Annotated in this window: 18 protein-coding genes; 10 read left to right on the top strand and 8 right to left on the bottom strand. The window is 60.2% G+C overall.

Annotated elements, in window-relative coordinates; all coding sequences use genetic code 11:
- Positions 1 to 81: 81 nt before the first annotated feature.
- The 3 genes from AC1D35_RS10595 (at position 82) to AC1D35_RS10585 (ending at position 4,826) form a co-directional block, all read left to right on the top strand.
- A complete protein-coding gene (locus AC1D35_RS10595; RefSeq protein WP_113307072.1) occupies positions 82 to 1,305 on the top strand; it encodes a DNA recombination protein RmuC in 1,224 nt (407 codons plus the stop codon).
- A 44-nt stretch (positions 1,306 to 1,349) separates the two neighbouring features.
- Positions 1,350 to 2,249, top strand: a complete 900-nt coding sequence (locus AC1D35_RS10590) for a ribokinase (RefSeq protein WP_477854792.1) — start codon at positions 1,350 to 1,352, stop codon at positions 2,247 to 2,249.
- A 240-nt stretch (positions 2,250 to 2,489) separates the two neighbouring features.
- Positions 2,490 to 4,826 (top strand): methyl-accepting chemotaxis protein, encoded by a 2,337-nt coding sequence (locus AC1D35_RS10585; RefSeq protein WP_113307776.1) that lies wholly within the window; start codon positions 2,490 to 2,492, stop codon positions 4,824 to 4,826.
- Between the two features lie 75 nt (positions 4,827 to 4,901).
- On the opposite strand, the gene ptsN is transcribed toward AC1D35_RS10585, so the two are convergent.
- The 6 genes from ptsN to lptC form a co-directional block, all read right to left on the bottom strand.
- Entirely contained in the window at positions 4,902 to 5,366 is a 465-nt protein-coding gene (gene ptsN, locus AC1D35_RS10580) for a PTS IIA-like nitrogen regulatory protein PtsN (protein WP_113298367.1), read from the bottom strand.
- A gap of 71 nt (positions 5,367 to 5,437) precedes the next feature.
- Positions 5,438 to 6,019 (bottom strand): ribosome hibernation-promoting factor, HPF/YfiA family, encoded by a 582-nt coding sequence (gene hpf / locus AC1D35_RS10575; protein ID WP_113298366.1) that lies wholly within the window; start codon positions 6,017 to 6,019, stop codon positions 5,438 to 5,440.
- A 323-nt stretch (positions 6,020 to 6,342) separates the two neighbouring features.
- Positions 6,343 to 7,890 (bottom strand): RNA polymerase factor sigma-54, encoded by a 1,548-nt coding sequence (gene rpoN, locus AC1D35_RS10570; protein WP_113307775.1) that lies wholly within the window; start codon positions 7,888 to 7,890, stop codon positions 6,343 to 6,345.
- A gap of 155 nt (positions 7,891 to 8,045) precedes the next feature.
- The gene (gene lptB, locus AC1D35_RS10565) at positions 8,046 to 8,759 is read right to left on the bottom strand and encodes an LPS export ABC transporter ATP-binding protein (protein WP_210276717.1); all 714 of its coding nucleotides are present in this window, start codon (positions 8,757 to 8,759) and stop codon (positions 8,046 to 8,048) included.
- A 106-nt stretch (positions 8,760 to 8,865) separates the two neighbouring features.
- Positions 8,866 to 9,516: an LptA/OstA family protein gene (locus AC1D35_RS10560; RefSeq protein ID WP_113307774.1), complete on the bottom strand. Its 651-nt coding sequence runs from the start codon at positions 9,514 to 9,516 to the stop codon at positions 8,866 to 8,868.
- Positions 9,517 to 9,529: 13 nt separating this feature from the next.
- Positions 9,530 to 10,195 carry an LPS export ABC transporter periplasmic protein LptC gene (gene lptC, locus AC1D35_RS10555; protein ID WP_113298362.1) on the bottom strand — a complete coding sequence of 222 codons (666 nt, stop codon included), beginning with the start codon at positions 10,193 to 10,195 and terminating at the stop codon, positions 9,530 to 9,532.
- Positions 10,196 to 10,418: 223 nt separating this feature from the next.
- Between lptC and sppA the strand changes: the two genes are divergently transcribed.
- The 3 genes from sppA (at position 10,419) to AC1D35_RS10540 (ending at position 12,132) form a co-directional block, all read left to right on the top strand.
- Positions 10,419 to 11,369: a signal peptide peptidase SppA gene (gene sppA / locus AC1D35_RS10550; RefSeq protein ID WP_113307773.1), complete on the top strand. Its 951-nt coding sequence runs from the start codon at positions 10,419 to 10,421 to the stop codon at positions 11,367 to 11,369.
- A 30-nt stretch (positions 11,370 to 11,399) separates the two neighbouring features.
- Complete coding sequence (locus AC1D35_RS10545) at positions 11,400 to 11,699, top strand: integration host factor subunit beta (RefSeq protein ID WP_003544934.1); 300 nt, start codon at positions 11,400 to 11,402, stop codon at positions 11,697 to 11,699.
- Positions 11,700 to 11,799: 100 nt separating this feature from the next.
- On the top strand, positions 11,800 to 12,132 hold the full coding sequence (locus AC1D35_RS10540) for a LapA family protein (protein ID WP_113298360.1): 333 nt from the start codon (positions 11,800 to 11,802) through the stop codon (positions 12,130 to 12,132).
- Positions 12,133 to 12,138: 6 nt separating this feature from the next.
- Here the strand turns inward: AC1D35_RS10540 and AC1D35_RS10535 are convergent, their stop codons facing one another.
- Together AC1D35_RS10535 and AC1D35_RS10530 are read right to left on the bottom strand one after the other, a co-directional pair.
- Complete coding sequence (locus tag AC1D35_RS10535) at positions 12,139 to 12,582, bottom strand: GNAT family N-acetyltransferase (protein WP_113307783.1); 444 nt, start codon at positions 12,580 to 12,582, stop codon at positions 12,139 to 12,141.
- 45 nt (positions 12,583 to 12,627) lie between these two features.
- Positions 12,628 to 13,080 (bottom strand): SRPBCC family protein, encoded by a 453-nt coding sequence (locus AC1D35_RS10530; RefSeq protein WP_113307782.1) that lies wholly within the window; start codon positions 13,078 to 13,080, stop codon positions 12,628 to 12,630.
- 115 nt (positions 13,081 to 13,195) lie between these two features.
- Here AC1D35_RS10530 and AC1D35_RS10525 point away from each other — a divergent pair, with 115 nt between their 5' ends.
- The 4 genes from AC1D35_RS10525 to AC1D35_RS10510 all read left to right on the top strand — a co-directional run.
- Positions 13,196 to 14,293, top strand: a complete 1,098-nt coding sequence (locus AC1D35_RS10525; RefSeq protein WP_113307772.1) for a class I SAM-dependent rRNA methyltransferase — start codon at positions 13,196 to 13,198, stop codon at positions 14,291 to 14,293.
- On the top strand, positions 14,290 to 15,147 hold the full coding sequence (locus tag AC1D35_RS10520) for a TrmH family RNA methyltransferase (RefSeq protein ID WP_113307771.1): 858 nt from the start codon (positions 14,290 to 14,292) through the stop codon (positions 15,145 to 15,147). Before AC1D35_RS10525 ends, AC1D35_RS10520 begins: the two co-directional genes overlap by 4 nt.
- Positions 15,144 to 15,650, top strand: a complete 507-nt coding sequence (gene lspA, locus AC1D35_RS10515; protein ID WP_113307770.1) for a signal peptidase II — start codon at positions 15,144 to 15,146, stop codon at positions 15,648 to 15,650. Before AC1D35_RS10520 ends, lspA begins: the two co-directional genes overlap by 4 nt.
- 55 nt (positions 15,651 to 15,705) lie before the next feature.
- Positions 15,706 to 17,161: sensor histidine kinase (locus AC1D35_RS10510; RefSeq protein ID WP_477938576.1), on the top strand; the 1,456-nt coding region annotated here is incomplete at its 3' end.

The following is a 17,161-nucleotide window of genomic DNA, read 5'->3' as shown; positions in this document are numbered from 1 at the left end:
GCGCTGACGGCGCCTGACAGGCCGGCGCGGATTGTTCACGTTTTGATCTGGATATCGCTGTCCATTTTGTTATGGTGCAATATGACCATGACACCCGACTCACTCACCTTCTCCCTGCCCGTGCCGAACCCGGCCATGCTTGCAGTCGCGGGCGCCGCGCTCGCCGTTCTCATTCTCGTGGCGATCGTGTTTGCCTTTCGCAATGCCGGCATCCGCCGCGAGGAGGCGGAGGAGGCCAATCTTCGCGCCACAGAAAGCGAAGCGCGCATGGGCGAGCTTCTGAAAATCCAGGCGGAGATGCAGGGACGCATCTCGACCATGACGGAGGTCTTCGGTGCACGGCAGGCCGAGCTCAATCATGCGATCAACCAGCGGATCGACGGCATGTCACAGCGCATGAGTTCGACGCTGACCGAGCAGACGAAATCGACGCATGACAACCTGCAGAAACTGCAGGAGCGCCTGGCGGTGATCGATGTAGCCCAGAATAATATCCAGACGCTCGCCAAGGATGTCGTCGGGCTGCAGGCCATTCTTTCCAACAAGCAGACGCGTGGGGCTTTCGGCCAGTCGCGTATGGAAACGATCGTCGCCGATGGCCTGCCAATGGGCGCCTATACCTTCCAGCAGACGCTTTCCAATGGCTCGCGACCTGACTGCACGATCCGAATGCCGAATGGGGCACCACCGCTCGTCATCGATGCCAAATTTCCGCTCGAAGCGTGGAACGCGATCCGTGATGCAGGCGGCGCGGACGCCGGCAAGCTTGCCGGCCAGCAGTTTCGTCGCGACATGGAAGTCCATATCAAGGATATTTCCGACAAATATCTGATTCAGGGCGAGACGCAGGAGACGGCTTTCCTCTTCGTTCCCTCGGAATCGATCTTCGCTGAAATTCACGAGAATTTCGAAGCGATCGTGCAGAAGGCTCACCGCGCACGCGTCGTCATCGTCTCGCCTTCGCTCCTGATGCTGTCGATCCAGGTCATTCAGGCTGTGCTGAAAGACCAACGTATGCGGGCGCAGGCGCATGTCATCCAGGGTGAAGTTGCCCTGCTCATGGACGATCTCGGCCGGCTCGACGAGCGCGTGCGCAAGCTGCAGGGACATTTTTCCCAGACGCAGCGCGACGTGGACCAGATTATTACCTCGGCGGACAAGCTTACCAAGCGCGGCGCGAAGATCGAGGCGCTGGAATTCGAGGCAGGCGGCGACGGCAAGCCGGCGCAAGTGAGCGAGCCGGCGGCGAAATCAGTCGAAAGCAGGACCGGACTGCTCAAGCTCAGGGTGGTTGACGAGGAGTGATCGCTTCGGCAGTGTCGCGACCCGAAGCAAGGGACAGACATTCCATGATCACAGTTTTCGGCTCCATCAACATGGACCTTATCGCCACCACCGAGCGCCTGCCGAAGCCCGGAGAAACGGTTGCCGGCAATAGCTTTGCAACGGCTGCCGGCGGCAAGGGTGCCAATCAGGCGCTCGCCGCCCGCCGCGCGGGCCGCTATGTCCATATGGCGGGCGCTGTCGGCAAGGATGCCTTTGCCGAAGGCGCCCTTGAACTGCTCGACGGCGCCGGCACCGATCTTTCGCGCGTCAGCCATGTCGAGGGGCCGACGGGCACGGCCCTCATTCTCGTCGGCGGCGACGGCGAAAACATGATCGCGGTCATTCCCGGCGCGAACGGCAAGGTCAGCGGTGGCAATGCCGAGGCCGCCGTCAACGCCATGAATGAAGGCGATATTCTGATGCTGCAGCTTGAAGTTCCGGTCGAGGCGGTCGAGCGTGCGCTTACTGCCTCCCGTGCCAAGGGCATCACCAGCATTCTCAATCTTGCGCCGCTCATTCCGGATGCGCCGCGACTCGGCCGGCTGGCCGACATCGTCATTGCCAACGAGACCGAATTCGAGCGGCTGGCGGGAGAGGAGAACATGAGTCCCGGCGACCGTGAGGCGGCGTTGGAGCGGCTGCATGCCGAGACCGGCCAGACGCTGATCGTTACGCTCGGCGGCGATGGTGTCATCGCGATCCGGGATGGCCAGATTTCCCGTGCGCAGGGCCTTGTCATCGAACCCGTCGATACCGTCGGCGCTGGCGATACGTTCTGCGGCTATTTCGCAGCAAGCCTCGATGAGGGTCTGGATTTCGACTCGGCGCTGCGCCGTGCAGCGGTTGCCGGCTCGCTCGCCTGCCTGAAGCCGGGGGCTCAGCCCTCCATTCCGCTCGCAGCCGAAGTCGCAGACAGAATATAGTCCAGTCCAGCCGCGAACAATCGATGAAAAGCTACCCCTAGTTTTGGGGTGGCTTTCCGGATTTGCTGCCGAAACATAGCGAATTTCATTCAAATTTAAGAGGTTTCTGGCGATCCTTCGGGCGATCGCGACTTCGTTCATCTTCGAGGCGGTCACCCCCATGGCTGCTCCATGATAGAGCGTGCCTTACCCGCTGCGCCGGAGAATGGCCCTTCGGTGCGTCCTTGCCCCGAGGAACCTATGTTCATTTTCAGAATGAAATCGCTTGCGGCGAAGCTCATAGTCATTACCGGTGCCGCCATTGCACTGGTGCTTGTCGTTTCGAACCTCTTCCTCATCGACCAGACCCGTAACCGCGTCCAGACCCTGACGCTGGATCAGGCCAACTCGGAAGCCAAGTCGATCGCCAACGAGATTGCAGCCAATGTCGGCGAACTCGCGAGTGCGGCCCGCACCATGTCGGGCGTCGTAGGACGCGGACATGAAGGCAAGATTCTCGATCGCAAGGGCATTATCAGCATTCTGAAGGCCAATCTCGAACAGAACGCCTTCGCCTTCGGCAGCTGGTTCTGCGAGCAGCTTGGCACCTTCGACGGCAAGACCACGGAAATTGCCAACAACAATGACGAGGGCACCAACAAGGTCGGCGCCTTCACGCCTTACTGGTCGAAAACCAGGACCGGTGACATCCAATTCTCGACTTTCGAGAACGACTATACCGCCGAGTGGTGGAAGCTCGCCGCCGACAGTGGCAAGGGCGCGATCACGGCGCCCTACCTCGCCGAAGGCACCGACGTCCCGACCCTGCTGACGTCGATTGCCTATCCGGTCATGTCCGGCGGCAAGATGATCGGTGTGGAGGGCGTCGATATCTCGCTGAAGTCGCTTACCGACAAGGTGCAGGCGCTGCGGCCCTTCGGCTCCGGCCGTGTGACGCTCATCGCCCAGAACGGCAACTGGATCGTCGCTCCGGCCCCCGACCTGATGTCCAAGCCCTATGGCGACAATCCCGGCTCTGCTGACGTGAAGGCTGCGCTTTCGTCCATGAAAGTCGGTCTCGTCAAGAATCTCAGCTTCGATGGCCTCGATCCCTTCGACCGTGTTGTCTATCCCTTCGCAGTTCCCGGCCTGAACGCCAACTGGGTCGTGCTGGTCGACGTTCCGCATGCTGCGATGAATGCGCCGGTTCAGGATCAGACCTTCATGATGGTCATCAACGGCATCATCGTGCTCGGCGCCGTGCTGATCGCCCTCTACTTCGCCGTCCGCTCGCTCGTTCAGCGTCCGCTCGCTGGCCTCGTTTCCAGCGTCAAGGCGCTGAGCGACGGCAAATATGACGAAACGGTCGCCGGCCAGAACCGCGCCGACGAAATCGGCTCGGTCGCCAAGGCTCTCGAAGGCTTCCGCTTCGCGCTTGCCGATACGCGGCGTCTCGAAGCCGAGGCCGACAGCCAGCGCCTTGCAGCCGAAACCGAACGCGGTCGCTCGGAATCGGAACGCCAGCAATCGGTCAGCCTGCAGCGTCACATCGTCTCGATCGTCGGTGCTGGCCTTTCCGAACTGTCACAGGGCAATCTCGGCCACCGCATTACCGAGGAATTCCCCGGCGAATACGGCAAGCTGAAGCAGGACTTCAACGCTGCGCTCGCAAGCATTGAGGAAACCATCAACACGATGAGCCTCAGCGTCGTCAATATCGGCTCCGGCACGGGCGAAATCAGCAACAGCGCCTCCGACCTTGCCAAGCGCACCGAACAGCAGGCGGCAAGTCTGGAAGAGACGGCAGCGGCGCTCAACGAGCTCACCGCCCAGGTCAATTCCAGCGCCGAGAACGCCCGTACGGCAGCCGACAACGTCAATCTCGCTTGCGAAGACGCCGAGAAATCAGGCGAAGTTGTGCAGAAGGCGATTGCCTCCATGCACGGCATCGAGCAGTCCTCCACTGAGGTTTCGCGCATCATCGGCGTCATTGACGAGATCGCCTTCCAGACGAATCTTCTGGCTCTGAACGCCGGTGTCGAAGCGGCCCGCGCCGGCGAAGCAGGCAAGGGATTTGCAGTCGTCGCACAGGAAGTCCGGGAACTCGCCCAGCGTTCGGCGAATGCCGCCAAGGAGATCAAGACGCTCATCAACACCTCGGCCGTCCAGGTCAAGGACGGCGTCGATCTCGTCGGCCGCGCCGGCGACACGCTGCACAAGATTGCCGAGCAGGTGATGGGCATCAACGGCCTCATCCGTCAGATCTCCGCCTCGGCCAGTGAACAGGCCGTCGGCCTGAAGGAAATCAACCAGGCCGTCAACCAGATGGACCAGGTCACACAGCAGAACGCCGCGATGGTGGAAGAAACCACCGCAGCCAGCGTGACGCTGAACGACGAGGCTCAGACGCTGAAGGCACTGGTCACCCGCTTCCGGGTCTCCGGCCAGGGCAATGCCGGGGCATTGCGCTCGGCCACACAGCAGATGCGCACACCGGCTGCGCCGACGCCACGTTCGGCTGCTCCGGCCCCGCGCCGGGCCGTTGCCCAGTCTCGCAGTTCTGCCGCCGTTGCCCAGGACAGTTGGGAAGAGTTCTGATTGCCGATCTCATGACAAGAAAAAGGCGCCTGATCATTCGGGCGCCTTTTTGCATTCCGGGTGGATCGCCAGCCGTCAGGCTGCGTTCGACGTCTGCTCTTCATTGAGGAAGGCATAAATTGCCGAAGCGGAATCGGTCGCGCGCAACTTGGCGACCAGATCATGGTCGCGCAGCACCCGGGCGATGCGCGAAAGCGCCTTCAGGTGATCGGCGCCGGCGCCTTCCGGCGCCAGGAGCAGGAACACCAGATCGACCGGCTGGTCGTCCAGCGCTTCGAAATCAACCGGCTGGTCCAGCCGGGCGAAAATACCGACGATGGAATGGATATTGACGAGCTTGCCGTGAGGAATGGCGATGCCGTTGCCGACGCCGGTCGAGCCCAGACGTTCGCGCTGCAGGATCACATCGAAGATTTCCCGCTCGGAAAGCCCCGTAGTCCTGGAGGCTTTTGCTGCCAATTCCTGAAGCAACTGTTTCTTGGAATTTACCCTGAGGGCGGGAATGATCGCATCCTGGTGCAGCAAATCTGCCAATGCCATTTCTTTTTCCTTTTGTCGCCGAAATCAAGTGGTTGAGGGAGCAGCGCCTGCGCCGCTCCCTCGCCCTGATCTCAGCCTTTGATATTGGCCGAATCGATCCAGCCAATATTTCCGTCGTGACGACGGTAAACGATGTTGAGCTGCTCCTTGCCGGGGCTGCGGAACAGGAGAAGCGGCTCGTCGGTCATGTCGAGCGCCATGACGGCGGTTGCGACGGACATCGTCTTGAGCTGCTTCGTGCTTTCGGCGACGATGGCCGGAGCGAAATCGTCCGGGACCTCGTCTTCGTGATCGGGAACCGCGTCCATGACGGTATAGGCGACTTCTGCAAAGCCGTTACCGTTCAGATGATTTCCGGCGTGGTGATCTTTGAGCTTCCGCTTGTAGCGGCGCAGGCGCTTCTCGATGCGCTCGGATGCCGCATCAAAGGCAATCTGCGGATCCATGGCCTCGCCTGCTGCATGCAGCACGACGCCACTATCGAGATGAAGCTTACAATCGGCAGAAAAACGAGAGTTCTGTTTTTCCACGATTACCTGACCGGAATATCCCCCGTCGAAGTATTTCGTGACGGCCAAACCGATTTGGTCCTCGATCTTTTGACGGAAGGAGTCACCAATTTCCATATGTTTACCGGATACACGCACACTCATGGAGTTTCCCTTCTTATAGTAGTTTGCGAGTACCAGTTTACGCCAAGCCTCAGGCTCATCCAAGCACTTCGCGCAATCTCAAGCAAGATGAGCTCAAGTCCGCGTGTCCCTGCTGTCCTGAGGATGATGGGGATAATGCCCGGACGCCCTTCGCTGCTCCGATTGCGGCGGGCTTCTAGCGACAGCCTCCCGGAAAGTCAATAGCCCGGCACAGCGAGACCTATCATACGCGGAAAACGTGCAATGAAAATCCCATGAAATGGGGAGGTCTTCGCCATCAGCGGTTCCTAGCGGCGATCATTTGCTCGCCCTAGCATTGCAAGTCAGAAACCGGCGACCTTGGCCAGCGCGCGCTTTTCCCTGCGGCGCTGGACAGAAGAGGCGATGTTCATTGCCTCGCGGTATTTGGCGACCGTACGGCGCGCGAGATCGATCCCACCCTTCTTGAGCATATCGACGATGTCGTCGTCGGAAAGCACCGCATCGGGGCTTTCCTGCAGGATCAGGGCGCGGATCTTGTGGCGAACTGCTTCCGCCGAATGGCTGTCGCCCCCCGCGACGGCGCTGATCGAAACCGTGAAGAAATATTTCAGCTCGAAAAGCCCGCGCGGCGTCAGCATATATTTATTCGAGGTGACCCGGCTGACCGTCGATTCATGCATCTTGATCGCCTCGGCCACCGTTTTCAGGTTCAGCGGCCGCAGATGATCAACGCCATGCAACAGGAAGGCATCCTGCTGGCGCACGATCTCGCTCGCCACCTTCATGATGGTCTTGGCGCGCTGGTCGAGGCTGCGCGTCAACCAATTGGCGGTCTGCAGGCATTCGGAGAGGAAGGCGTGATCCTCGCCGTTCTTCGCTACGTGCGAAAAATAGGACTGATTGACGAGGACCCGTGGCAGCGTATCCGGATTGAGCTCGACCAGCCAGGCGCCGTCCGAGGAGGGGCGGACGACGACGTCAGGCATGATCGCCTCTGAAACGCCGGCCTCGAAACCGCTGCCGGGCTTCGGATTGAGCTGGCGGATTTCGCCGAGCATATCGAGCAGGTCTTCCTCATCGACGCCACAGAGGCGTTTCAGGGTGACGAAGTCGCGCCGTGCCAGAAGTTCGAGATTTTCGACGAGAGCCTGCATGGCGGGATCGAAACGATCCTTCTGGCGAAGCTGGATAGCCAGGCATTCGGCAAGGCTACGCGCAAAGACGCCAGGCGGATCAAGCGTCTGCAGCGCTGAGAGCACGCGCTCGATATCTTCTGCATCAGTGCCGAGACGCTCGCCGGCTTCGCCAACATCGGCTTGCAGATAGCCGGCCTCATCAAGCTGATCGACCAGATTCTGGGCGACGAGGCGATCGGTCATATCGGGCAATACAAAGGGTATCTGCTGGGCAAGATGCTCGCGCAAGGACACCTGGCCGGCGACAAAATCATCAAGATCGTAATTGTCAGCACCTTCGGCGCTGCCGGGCATCGACTTCCACTGGCTGATGAGTTCCGGCGCATCGAGCCGCTGCGGCGCTCCATCATCCGGAAAGACATTGGCGTAGTTGGCGTCCAGCTCATCGCTCAGCCGGCTCGGGCTGCCATTATCGTACCAGTCGGCGGAAAGCGTTTCGTCGCGGCCTTCATAGTCGCTGTCGCCCGCGTCCTCCGATTGCTGGGGGTGGGGTTCTTCGACAGCCTCTCCGCGTTCACCGGCATCGCCTTCGCCCGACGGAAATTCGAGGAGCGGATTCTTCTCCACTTCCTGGGCGATGAACTGAGTGAGTTCGACATGCGTCATCTGCAGCAACTGAATGGACTGCATCAGTTGCGGTGTCATCACCAGGGACTGGTTCTGTCGCAGAAAAAGATTGGCAGACAGGGCCATGGCGGACGCGAAACTCCCTCGACTCCTCCAAGAAACCGCGTCCGATCAAGGCTTCGGGCCACGGAAATCCGAGTTGGCCCAAAAATTGCTTTTTTATCCTATTTGGTCAAGCGGAACCTAAACGACAGCGTAATTTTCTGTCGTCCAGGTTTGGCTCAAAGACTGAAATTGTCGCCCAGATAAAGCCGGCGCACTTCCGGGTTGTTGACGATATCGTTGGCGCGTCCATGGGTCAGCACTTCGCCGGCATGGATGATATAGGCCCGGTCGATCAGTCCCAGCGTCTCACGCACATTGTGATCGGTGATGAGAACGCCAATGCCGCGTGCCGTCAAATGATGCACGAGGTTCTGAATATCGGCAACCGAGATCGGGTCGACACCGGCAAAGGGCTCGTCGAGCAACATGAAGGTCGGGTCGGTCGCAAGCGCGCGGGCAATTTCCAGGCGTCGGCGCTCACCGCCCGAGAGAGCCACGGCGGCACTCTTGCGGAGCTTCGCGATGTGAAACTCCTCGAGCAGTTCGTCGAGCTTGCGCTCACGCGCCGCCTTGTCCTTTTCATGGACCTCGAGGACGGCGCGGATATTCTCCTCCACCGTCAAGCCGCGAAAGATCGAGGCCTCCTGCGGCAGGTAGCCGACGCCGAGGCGGGAGCGACGATACATCGGCATCGTCGTCACGTCGTTGCCGTCGATTTCTATGGTTCCCTCATCGACCGGCACGAGGCCGGTGATCATGTAGAAACAGGTCGTCTTGCCGGCGCCGTTTGGCCCCAGCAGGCCGACGGCCTCACCACGCCGCACCACCAGCGAAACGCCGTTGACGACACGCCGTGTCGCATAGGTCTTGGTGAGACCGCGTGCAATCAGCGTTCCCTGGTAGCGGGCCTTATCGACGGAGGCGGCCGCAGCTTCCGTCGCGGCTCTGCCGGACTTGGTGGATAAGGAGAATAGCTTCACGTGTAAGGCCGACTTCTCAATTCTGCTTTGGCTGCTGACTCGGCTGCGATTTTGGATCGAGCTGAATCTGGACACGACCACCGCAGCTTTCAAGCTCCGCCTGACCAGTCGCCATATGAACGGTAAGCTGGCAGCCGGTAAAGACGTTCGGGCCATCGGTCAAAACGACCTTCTTGCCCGTGAGGATAAAGACCTGGGAAGTCATATCGAAATTGCCGTCATCGGCGGTCGCCGTCTGCGTTCCCGACGTCAGGTAAACCTTGTCGGTCACCAGGATCTTGTCGATATCGGCACTGCCGGAGGCAAGCGAGTTCGACTGTTCCGCCGCGGCCGGAGCCGTCTGGGCAGCAGGCGCCGGCTTGGTGGCAGCATCGCCTGCTGCGGGCTGCTTCGACTTGTCCTTGTAATAGACCGTCATCTTGCCGGCCTGCAGGGTCGTCGTTCCTTGAACGACCTTGACGTCGCCGGTGAAGAGCGCCGTGTGTTCCTGATCATGGATCTCCAGCTTGTTGCTTTCAATCTGGATCGGCTGATCGCTGGATAGTTTCATCCCAGGCATGGTCGTCGACTGGGCGGCCGCCCCCGCGACCGACAGGACGATGGCAAGTGCGCCGGTGATGAAAGCTACGCCAGTCTTACGCGTTGAAATGCGACAATCTTTTGTCATTTGACCCGGCTCTTTAGGTGCCCTGTTTGTGGATGGCGGATGATTCAACATTCATGCGAACGTTCCCCTCGAATGTGATCACACGCCCCTTATCGGTTATATTCATCGACCGCGCAACAATCGAAGCATTGTCCTTGGTGATTCTGACGGGATCGTCCGTCGACATATTTCCGCCCTTGATATCAAGATGTGCGGTCTGGAAATTCGCGACGAGACCGTTGCTCAGAACGAGGGTGAACGGCGCCGTCATGTGCAGGTTGTCGGTGGCGCGGTTGAAATCTGCAGTCGCAGCCGTAACACGGGCCATCAGGCCGTCATTCATCGGCACCGCAGCCTTGATCGTCTCCAGCGTGATGAGATCCGGATTGCGGATATCCTGCAGCGCGCGCTCGGCGAGCATCGAATAGTTGATACCGTCGGAGTTGCGGCCGGCAATGGCCGGCTTCTCCATCACAACCTTGCCGTTCTCGATCTTGGCGCCCTCGATTTTGATGGTATCCGGCAGATAAGTGCGGATTACCGAGACGGCGATGAAGATCAAGGAAATGATGAGGGCTGCGACCGGCAACAATATCTTCAGGCGGCGCACACGCGTCGAATGGAACCGGGCAACGCCGTAGGCGCTATCCTTGGACCCGGCGTATGCGGGTTTCCCGTTGTTCCTGAGGGTATCGAGCATATGCCTGGTCCGTGTGTGATGATCGTGCCGCTTATATAGCAATGCCGGGCTCCAATCACAGTTCGTTTCGCATTATTACATTGGCTTGCCAATATGGATTTTTTTCTGCAACAAGCAACAAAACCGAAAAACACAGGTTTCCGGGCATTTTCTCGCGGCAGCTTGCGCCTTATCTCCCCGGCGGTGACAAACCGCCCGCTGGGTTTCGTCTCTGGAGGTTGGAATGGATAGCTCGATCATCGCAGACCGCCGGCTGCTGCGCCGCAGGCTTGGCTTCTGGCGCCTTGCCGCGATCGCGCTGCTCGTCGCGCTCGGCTTTGCGCTTTATAATTTTGCCTTCAGCGAAGGCAGCACCGCCCGGCCCCATATCGCCCATGTGACGATTTCCGGCCTCATCACCGATGACGATGAACTGCTCGAGCGGCTGGCAAAGATCAGGGACAATGATCAGGTGAAGGCAGTCGTGATCTCGATCTCCTCACCCGGCGGGACGACTTATGGCGGCGAGAAAATCTTCAAGGCGGTCCGAGCGATCGCGGAAAAGAAGCCCGTCGTCTCCGACGTCAGGACGCTTGCAGCCTCCGCCGGCTACATGATCGCCACGGCCGGCGACACGATCATTGCCGGCGAAAGCTCGATCACCGGTTCGATCGGCGTCATCTTCCAGTATCCGCAGATCCAGCCGTTGCTCGACAAGCTCGGCGTTTCGTTGCAGGAAATCAAATCCTCCCCGCTCAAGGCCGAGCCCTCGCCCTTTCACGATACGAGTGAAGAGGCCAAAGCCATGATCCGCAATATGGTTCTCGACAGTTACGACTGGTTCGTCAATCTCGTTGTGGACAGGCGCAAATTGCCGCGCGACGAGGTGCTGAAGCTTGCCGACGGCACGATCTTTACGGGCCGGCAGGCGCTCAAGGTGAAACTTATCGATGCCGTCGGTGGAGAAGACGAAATCCGCGCTTATCTGACCTCGCGAGATGTCAGCGACAAGCTGCCGGTCGTCGACTGGGACAAGAAGAGCAACACGCCCTTCCTGCTCGCTGGAGCTGTTTCCCGGTTGATTACCATCCTTGGTTATGGCGATCTTGTCAAAGGCCAGGATATTAACGGCATCCTGCCCCCAAAGTTGCTCCTTGACGGGCTGCTTTCAGTTTGGCAGGTTGGCCAGGATTGAATAAGAAATCAATAATTTAAGGGGGCGAACGTGATCAAGTCCGAATTGGTGCAGATTGTTGCAGCACGCAATCCGCATCTCTATCATCGGGATGTCGAAAATATCGTCAATGCGGTCCTCGACGAGATCACTGATGCGCTTGCGGCTGGCAATCGCGTCGAACTGCGCGGCTTCGGCGCATTTTCCGTGAAGAACCGCCCTTCCCGCTCCGGCCGCAACCCGCGCACCGGAGATACCGTGTTCGTCGAGGAGAAGTGGGTTCCCTTCTTCAAGACTGGCAAGGAACTGCGTGAGCGGCTGAACCCCGGACAGGCCGACGAAGAGGATTGATCCTCTGAAACGGGCATCAAGCCGCACTTGAACTTCGCCGCCGCACTTCTATTCTGGCGTCCATGAAGCTTGCCTTCGCCAAACCGGCGTGGAGAACGATATGGCCAAGAAGATCATCAACCTTTTGATTTTGCTGCCGCTCGGCGTCATCCTGATCATCTTCTGCGTCGCCAACCGGCAGAGTGTGACGCTCGCTTTCAATCCGTTCCGGCCAGAGGATCAGGTTCTTTCGCTCGCCGCGCCCCTCTTCGTTTTCCTGCTCATCGCATTCATCGTCGGCATGCTGGTGGGCTCGGCTGCGACCTGGTTCAACCAGGGTAAGCATCGCAAGCGCGCACGCGTCGAAGCCAAAGAGGCTATCCGCTGGCAGGGCGAAGCAGATCGTCACAAGACGCGCGCGGAAGAGATCGTCGGGCAATTGCCCTCGCGGTGATTGCCGCTATTCCACTGACGCCGGCGTGAAACTCAGCTCTTCATAATCGCCTTCGGTTGAGGCGCCTCTGCCGGTGACCTGAAAGTCATGTGCCAGATAGAAGGCCTTGGCGTCGCGGTTGTTGACGAGGCATTTCAGCCGATATTTATGCGCCGGCCAACCGGGGAGCGATTGCAGCAGGGCGGTTCCTGCACCTTTGCCCTGAAATTCGGGCAGGATATAGAGCATATGGATGAAATCATCCGCCGCCCAGATCGAGATGAAGCCGGCTATCTTCCCGTCAGCCGCCTCGCAGACGGAAACGACTTCGCCGTTGGTATGGGCGGCAAAATCCTCCCGATGAAATTTACCTGGATCGACCCAGGTGAAGGTCTGGCGACGGACGGACAGATAGATGTCGGCAAGCTGCGTCACGTCTTCGGGGCAGTTGGGTCGGATTTTCCAAGTCATCGATCTTGCGTAAAAGGGATTGTCTGACATGCCAAGCCCGCGGGACTAGCCTGCAGCCTTTTCGATGACCGCCGCATTGAAATTTCCCCAAAAGCGGCGGGCGAGCTTTTCCAGCGTGGCGCGGATCAGCCGGCCGCCGAGTTCGGCAATCCGGCCACCCGTATCACCGTCGGCTTCATAGCGCAGCAGCGTATGCAGGCCCTCATTGACCAGCGTAACGTCGGCCTCGCCCTTGGCAAAACCGGCAATGCCACCCCGCCCCTCCGCAGAAATCGTATAGCTATGCGGCGCATCGACATTCGAAAGCGTGATATCGCCGTTGAATGTCACCGAAAACAGGCCGAAGCCGACCTTGACGGTTGCCACGAATTCCGTTGGCGACCGCTTTTCGACGCTCTGGCAGCCCGGAATGCATTGCCTGATGATATCGGGATCGTTCATGGCCGCCCACACGACATCCCGCGGCGCGGCGATGCGTTCCTCCCCGATCAAGTCCATCAGCAGTTCCCCATTTCCATAGCCGGACCATATCATAACGGGAAAGCGCTTTGCCAAGGTCGGACGGAATGCTATTTGCACTGGCTCAATTGAATTTAAGACGCGGAAGACCACGTTGAAACAAAGAGAACGCCGGCCCGGCGCGAAGATGGCGGCAGGCCCTTCCGGCGGACGCCGCTCCGATGCGCGGCCTGTACAGCCGGAAAAGACGGCCATAAAGGCTGCACCTGCGCGGGAACAGCTCCCACCGGCGGCGGTTCCGGCGGCAATCGAACGCCCGCTCACGGCGCGCCACGGCGAGCGGCCGGCCGAGCGCGTGCCTGTCATCCTGGAATCGACGGGTGCGGGTGATTTCCATCTGATCGACAGCGGCAACGGCCAGAAGCTCGAACAATACGGCCCTTACCGGATCGTGCGTCCCGAAGGCCAGGCGCTTTGGCAGCCATCGCTGCCTGCCCATGTATGGGAAAAGGTCGATGCCGTCTTTACCGGTGACACGGATGAAGAAGGCAGCGGCCGCTGGCGTTTTCCAAAGGAAGCACACGGCGAGACCTGGCCTCTGAACCTGCTCGGCGTCGATTTCTTCGGCCGCTTCACTTCTTTCCGCCATGTGGGCGTCTTCCCGGAACAGATCGTTCACTGGAGCTGGATGAAGCAACAGGTGGAAAGCGCCGGACGGCCACTGAAGGTGCTGAACCTCTTCGGTTATACCGGCGTCGCCTCGCTGGTCGCTGCGGCTGCCGGTGCGGAAGTCACCCATGTCGATGCCTCGAAGAAGGCGATCGGCTGGGCGCGCGAAAACCAGGCGCTGGGACGCATGGAAAAGCTGCCGATCCGCTGGATCTGCGAGGATGCGATGAAATTCATCCTGCGCGAAGAACGCCGCGGCAGCCAGTACGACATCATCCTCACCGACCCGCCGAAATTCGGCCGCGGCCCGAATGGCGAGGTCTGGCACCTCTTCGAGCACCTGCCGCTGATGCTGGACATCTGCCGAGAAATCCTGTCGCCGAAGGCGGTCGGCCTGGTGCTGACGGCCTATTCGATCCGGGCAAGCTTCTATTCCATCCATGAACTGATGCGCGAGACGATGCGCGGGGCGGGCGGCGTGGTCGAATCCGGCGAACTGGTCATCCGCGAGGCTGGCCTCGATGGCAAGACGCCTGGCCGGGCGCTCTCCACCTCCCTCTTTTCCCGCTGGGTGCCGAAATGAACGAATTCCACGATCGCGGCCCCCGCAAGGTCGGGCAGGTGAAGGAAGTGACCTCGCTCGCCAATCCTATCATCAAGGATATCAAGACGCTGACGAACAAGAAGTCGCGCGAGGAGAGCGGCACCTTCATGGCCGAAGGTCTGAAGCTCGTCATCGATGCGATCGAACTCGGCTGGACGATCCGCACACTGGTCTATGCCAAGGCAGCCAAGGGTAAGCCGCTGGTCGAGCAGATGGCGGCAAAGACCGTCGCCTCCGGCGGGCTCGTGCTCGAAGTCAACGAGAAGGTGATCTCCTCGATCACCCGGCGTGACAATCCGCAGATGGTGGTCGGCATTTTCGAAACGCGCTGGACGAAGCTCAGGGATGTCCGGCCGAAGGAGGGCGAGACCTGGGTAGCGCTCGACCGCGTGCGCGATCCCGGTAATCTCGGAACGATCATCCGCACCGCCGATGCAGCAGGTGCCTCCGGCGTCATCCTCGTCGGCGAGACCACCGATCCCTTCTCGCTGGAAACGGTGCGCGCCACCATGGGCTCGGTTTTCGCCGTTCCGGTTGCCCATGCGACGGCGGAGGAGTTCATTGCCTGGAAGAAGCAGGCCGGCGTTTCTGTCGTTGCGACCCATCTTGCCGGTTCGGTCGACTACCGCACGATCGACTACAAGAAAAAGCCGGTCGTGCTGCTGATGGGCAACGAACAATCCGGCTTGCCGGACCAGCTTGCCGGGCAGGCAGACGCGCTTGCCCGCATTCCGCAGCAGGGCCGCGCCGATTCCCTCAATCTCGCCGTTGCCACCGCCGTCATGCTTTTTGAGGCACGCCGCCATCTCCTCTCACTGTCCGAGGGCAAATGACCGATCTGACGACCGCACGCCCGGCGCTCTTCTCTCGACCGCTGCCGATCCTGATCTTCATCGTGATCGCGGTCATCCTCGACCAGATCGTCAAGATCGCCGTCGACCACTACCTGCCGCTGCAGGAAGCCGTCCCCGTTATTCCGATGCTGGCGCTCTACCGCACCTACAATCTCGGCGTCGCCTTCTCAATGCTGTCAGGTATGGATGGCTGGTTCATCGTCGGCATGCGCCTGGTCATCGTCGCCTTCGTGCTTTACCTCTGGCATCGCACCTCGAAGGACCGCTGGCTGGCGCATCTTGGATATGCGTTCATCATTGCGGGGGCGATTGGCAATCTCATCGACCGTTTCGCCTATGGGCATGTGATCGACTACATCCTCTTCCATACGGAAACCTGGTCCTTCGCCGTGTTCAACCTCGCCGACAGCTTCATCACCGTCGGCGCCGGCTGCGTCATCCTCGACGAGATGGTGCAGAAGCCGAAAAAGGCGGATCACTAAATTTTTAGCGGATTCCTGAAAACATTCGGAACGGGCAATATGTTAGCTGTATTGCATGCAGAGGTTGGCGCAGCTCCAGGAACGATTGTCCGCCGCATTCGGCGGAACTGCCGTTAAGGCCCATCGCGGCCGCACGGCTGCGGAATTGTCGTCGGCTGCTTTTCGCTCCCGGCATCCATTGCTCTTCCAGTGGCTCGGCGGATCGGGTCTTCTTTCGGCCATCCTGCTGCTGCTTCTTTCTCATTGGGGCGGCCCGTTCATGGCAGGCCTCGGCATCATTCTGATCGCCGCCATTGCAGGTTATCTTGCTCTTTTTTTCAGGAACGGAAACAGACCCGGAGGCCGCAGCCCGGAGAGGCCGGAACGCGTCGATGCGACCGGCCTGCTCGGCACTGTCCACGACGTGCTCGGCGATATCGTCGTCACCCGCATGATGGACCGGCGCATCATCGGCTCCAATGAGACGTTCCGCCGCCTGACCGGACGTGCCAAACCCGAAGGCCAGACCTGCGAAGAGATCGGCCTTGCCTTCCGTCCCGGCCCGCAGCCGCATCGCTATGACGTGGAGATCTCGACACCGGCCGGGCAGCGCATCTTTCTCTGGCATGATGTCGTCACTCGCGACCCGGCAAACGGGCGCCTGCTCCTGCAGAGCATCGCGCGCGACGTGACCGAAGAGCGGCTTGCCGCGGAGAGCCGCGAGGAGGCGCGGCAGAAGGCCGAATATAACAGCGCGGCCAAATCGCGGCTCCTTGCGACCGTCAGCCATGAAATCCGCACGCCTCTGTCAGGCATTCTCGGCATGGCGCATCTGATTTCAGAGACGAAGCTGACGCAGGAACAGCAGAATTATCTGACCAGCATCCGCCAGTCAGGCCACGCGCTGACCCAGCTCGTCGAGGACCTGCTCGACTTCTCCACCATCGAGGTTGGCCGGTTCCAGCTCCGCCCGCGCTCGGAATCGCTGCGCAAGCTTGTCGAAAGCGTCGTGGAGATGCTGGCCCACCGCGCCCATGAGAAGGGTATCGAGATCGGCGCGACGGTTTCCTCCGATGTACCGGAGCTGATGAGCTTCGATCCGGCGCGGCTGCGGCAGGTGCTCTTCAACGTCATCGGCAATGCCGTGAAGTTTACCCAGGCGGGCGGCGTCTTCATCCGCATCTCCAGGGCCGCCGGCGAGTTGCTGATATCAGTGACCGATACCGGCCCCGGCATGACGGCGGAGGAGCAGGCGCGTATATTCGGGGAATTCGAACAGGGCGGCTCGCTTGCCCAGAAGAGCAACGGCACGGGGCTTGGCCTTGCGATCTCCGCCCGCATCATGCGCGAATTCGGCGGCTCGCTGACAGTTGCAAGCGAGAGGGGTAAGGGCAGTCAATTCACCATTCGCTTCCCCATCGAACTTTCGGAAGAGGATACCGCTAGCCGGAAAACATTGCTGGCGAGCAACAGTATCGTGCTGCTCGCCCCGGCCGGTGCGGCGCGCACGGCGATCGCCGAGACGATTACGA

It is taken from the genome of Rhizobium sp. P1_E6 (assembly GCF_056405875.1).
Note: the sequence above shows the minus strand (reverse complement) of the source record. Positions and strands in the feature narration are given on the sequence as shown.

Excerpts from the sequence above, each read along its gene's own strand:
- AC1D35_RS10595 (WP_113307072.1), top strand. The coding sequence starts at position 82 with ATGACCATGACACCCGACTCACTCACCTTCTCCCTGCCCGTGCCGAAC.
- AC1D35_RS10590 (WP_477854792.1), top strand. The coding sequence starts at position 1,350 with ATGATCACAGTTTTCGGCTCCATCAACATGGACCTTATCGCCACCACC.
- AC1D35_RS10585 (WP_113307776.1), top strand. The coding sequence starts at position 2,490 with ATGTTCATTTTCAGAATGAAATCGCTTGCGGCGAAGCTCATAGTCATT.
- ptsN (WP_113298367.1), bottom strand. The coding sequence starts at position 5,366 with ATGGCATTGGCAGATTTGCTGCACCAGGATGCGATCATTCCCGCCCTC.
- hpf (WP_113298366.1), bottom strand. The coding sequence starts at position 6,019 with ATGAGTGTGCGTGTATCCGGTAAACATATGGAAATTGGTGACTCCTTC.
- rpoN (WP_113307775.1), bottom strand. The coding sequence starts at position 7,890 with ATGGCCCTGTCTGCCAATCTTTTTCTGCGACAGAACCAGTCCCTGGTG.
- AC1D35_RS10560 (WP_113307774.1), bottom strand. The coding sequence starts at position 9,516 with ATGACAAAAGATTGTCGCATTTCAACGCGTAAGACTGGCGTAGCTTTC.
- lptC (WP_113298362.1), bottom strand. The coding sequence starts at position 10,195 with ATGCTCGATACCCTCAGGAACAACGGGAAACCCGCATACGCCGGGTCC.
- sppA (WP_113307773.1), top strand. The coding sequence starts at position 10,419 with ATGGATAGCTCGATCATCGCAGACCGCCGGCTGCTGCGCCGCAGGCTT.
- AC1D35_RS10540 (WP_113298360.1), top strand. The coding sequence starts at position 11,800 with ATGGCCAAGAAGATCATCAACCTTTTGATTTTGCTGCCGCTCGGCGTC.
- AC1D35_RS10535 (WP_113307783.1), bottom strand. The coding sequence starts at position 12,582 with ATGACTTGGAAAATCCGACCCAACTGCCCCGAAGACGTGACGCAGCTT.
- AC1D35_RS10530 (WP_113307782.1), bottom strand. The coding sequence starts at position 13,080 with ATGGACTTGATCGGGGAGGAACGCATCGCCGCGCCGCGGGATGTCGTG.
- AC1D35_RS10520 (WP_113307771.1), top strand. The coding sequence starts at position 14,290 with ATGAACGAATTCCACGATCGCGGCCCCCGCAAGGTCGGGCAGGTGAAG.
- lspA (WP_113307770.1), top strand. The coding sequence starts at position 15,144 with ATGACCGATCTGACGACCGCACGCCCGGCGCTCTTCTCTCGACCGCTG.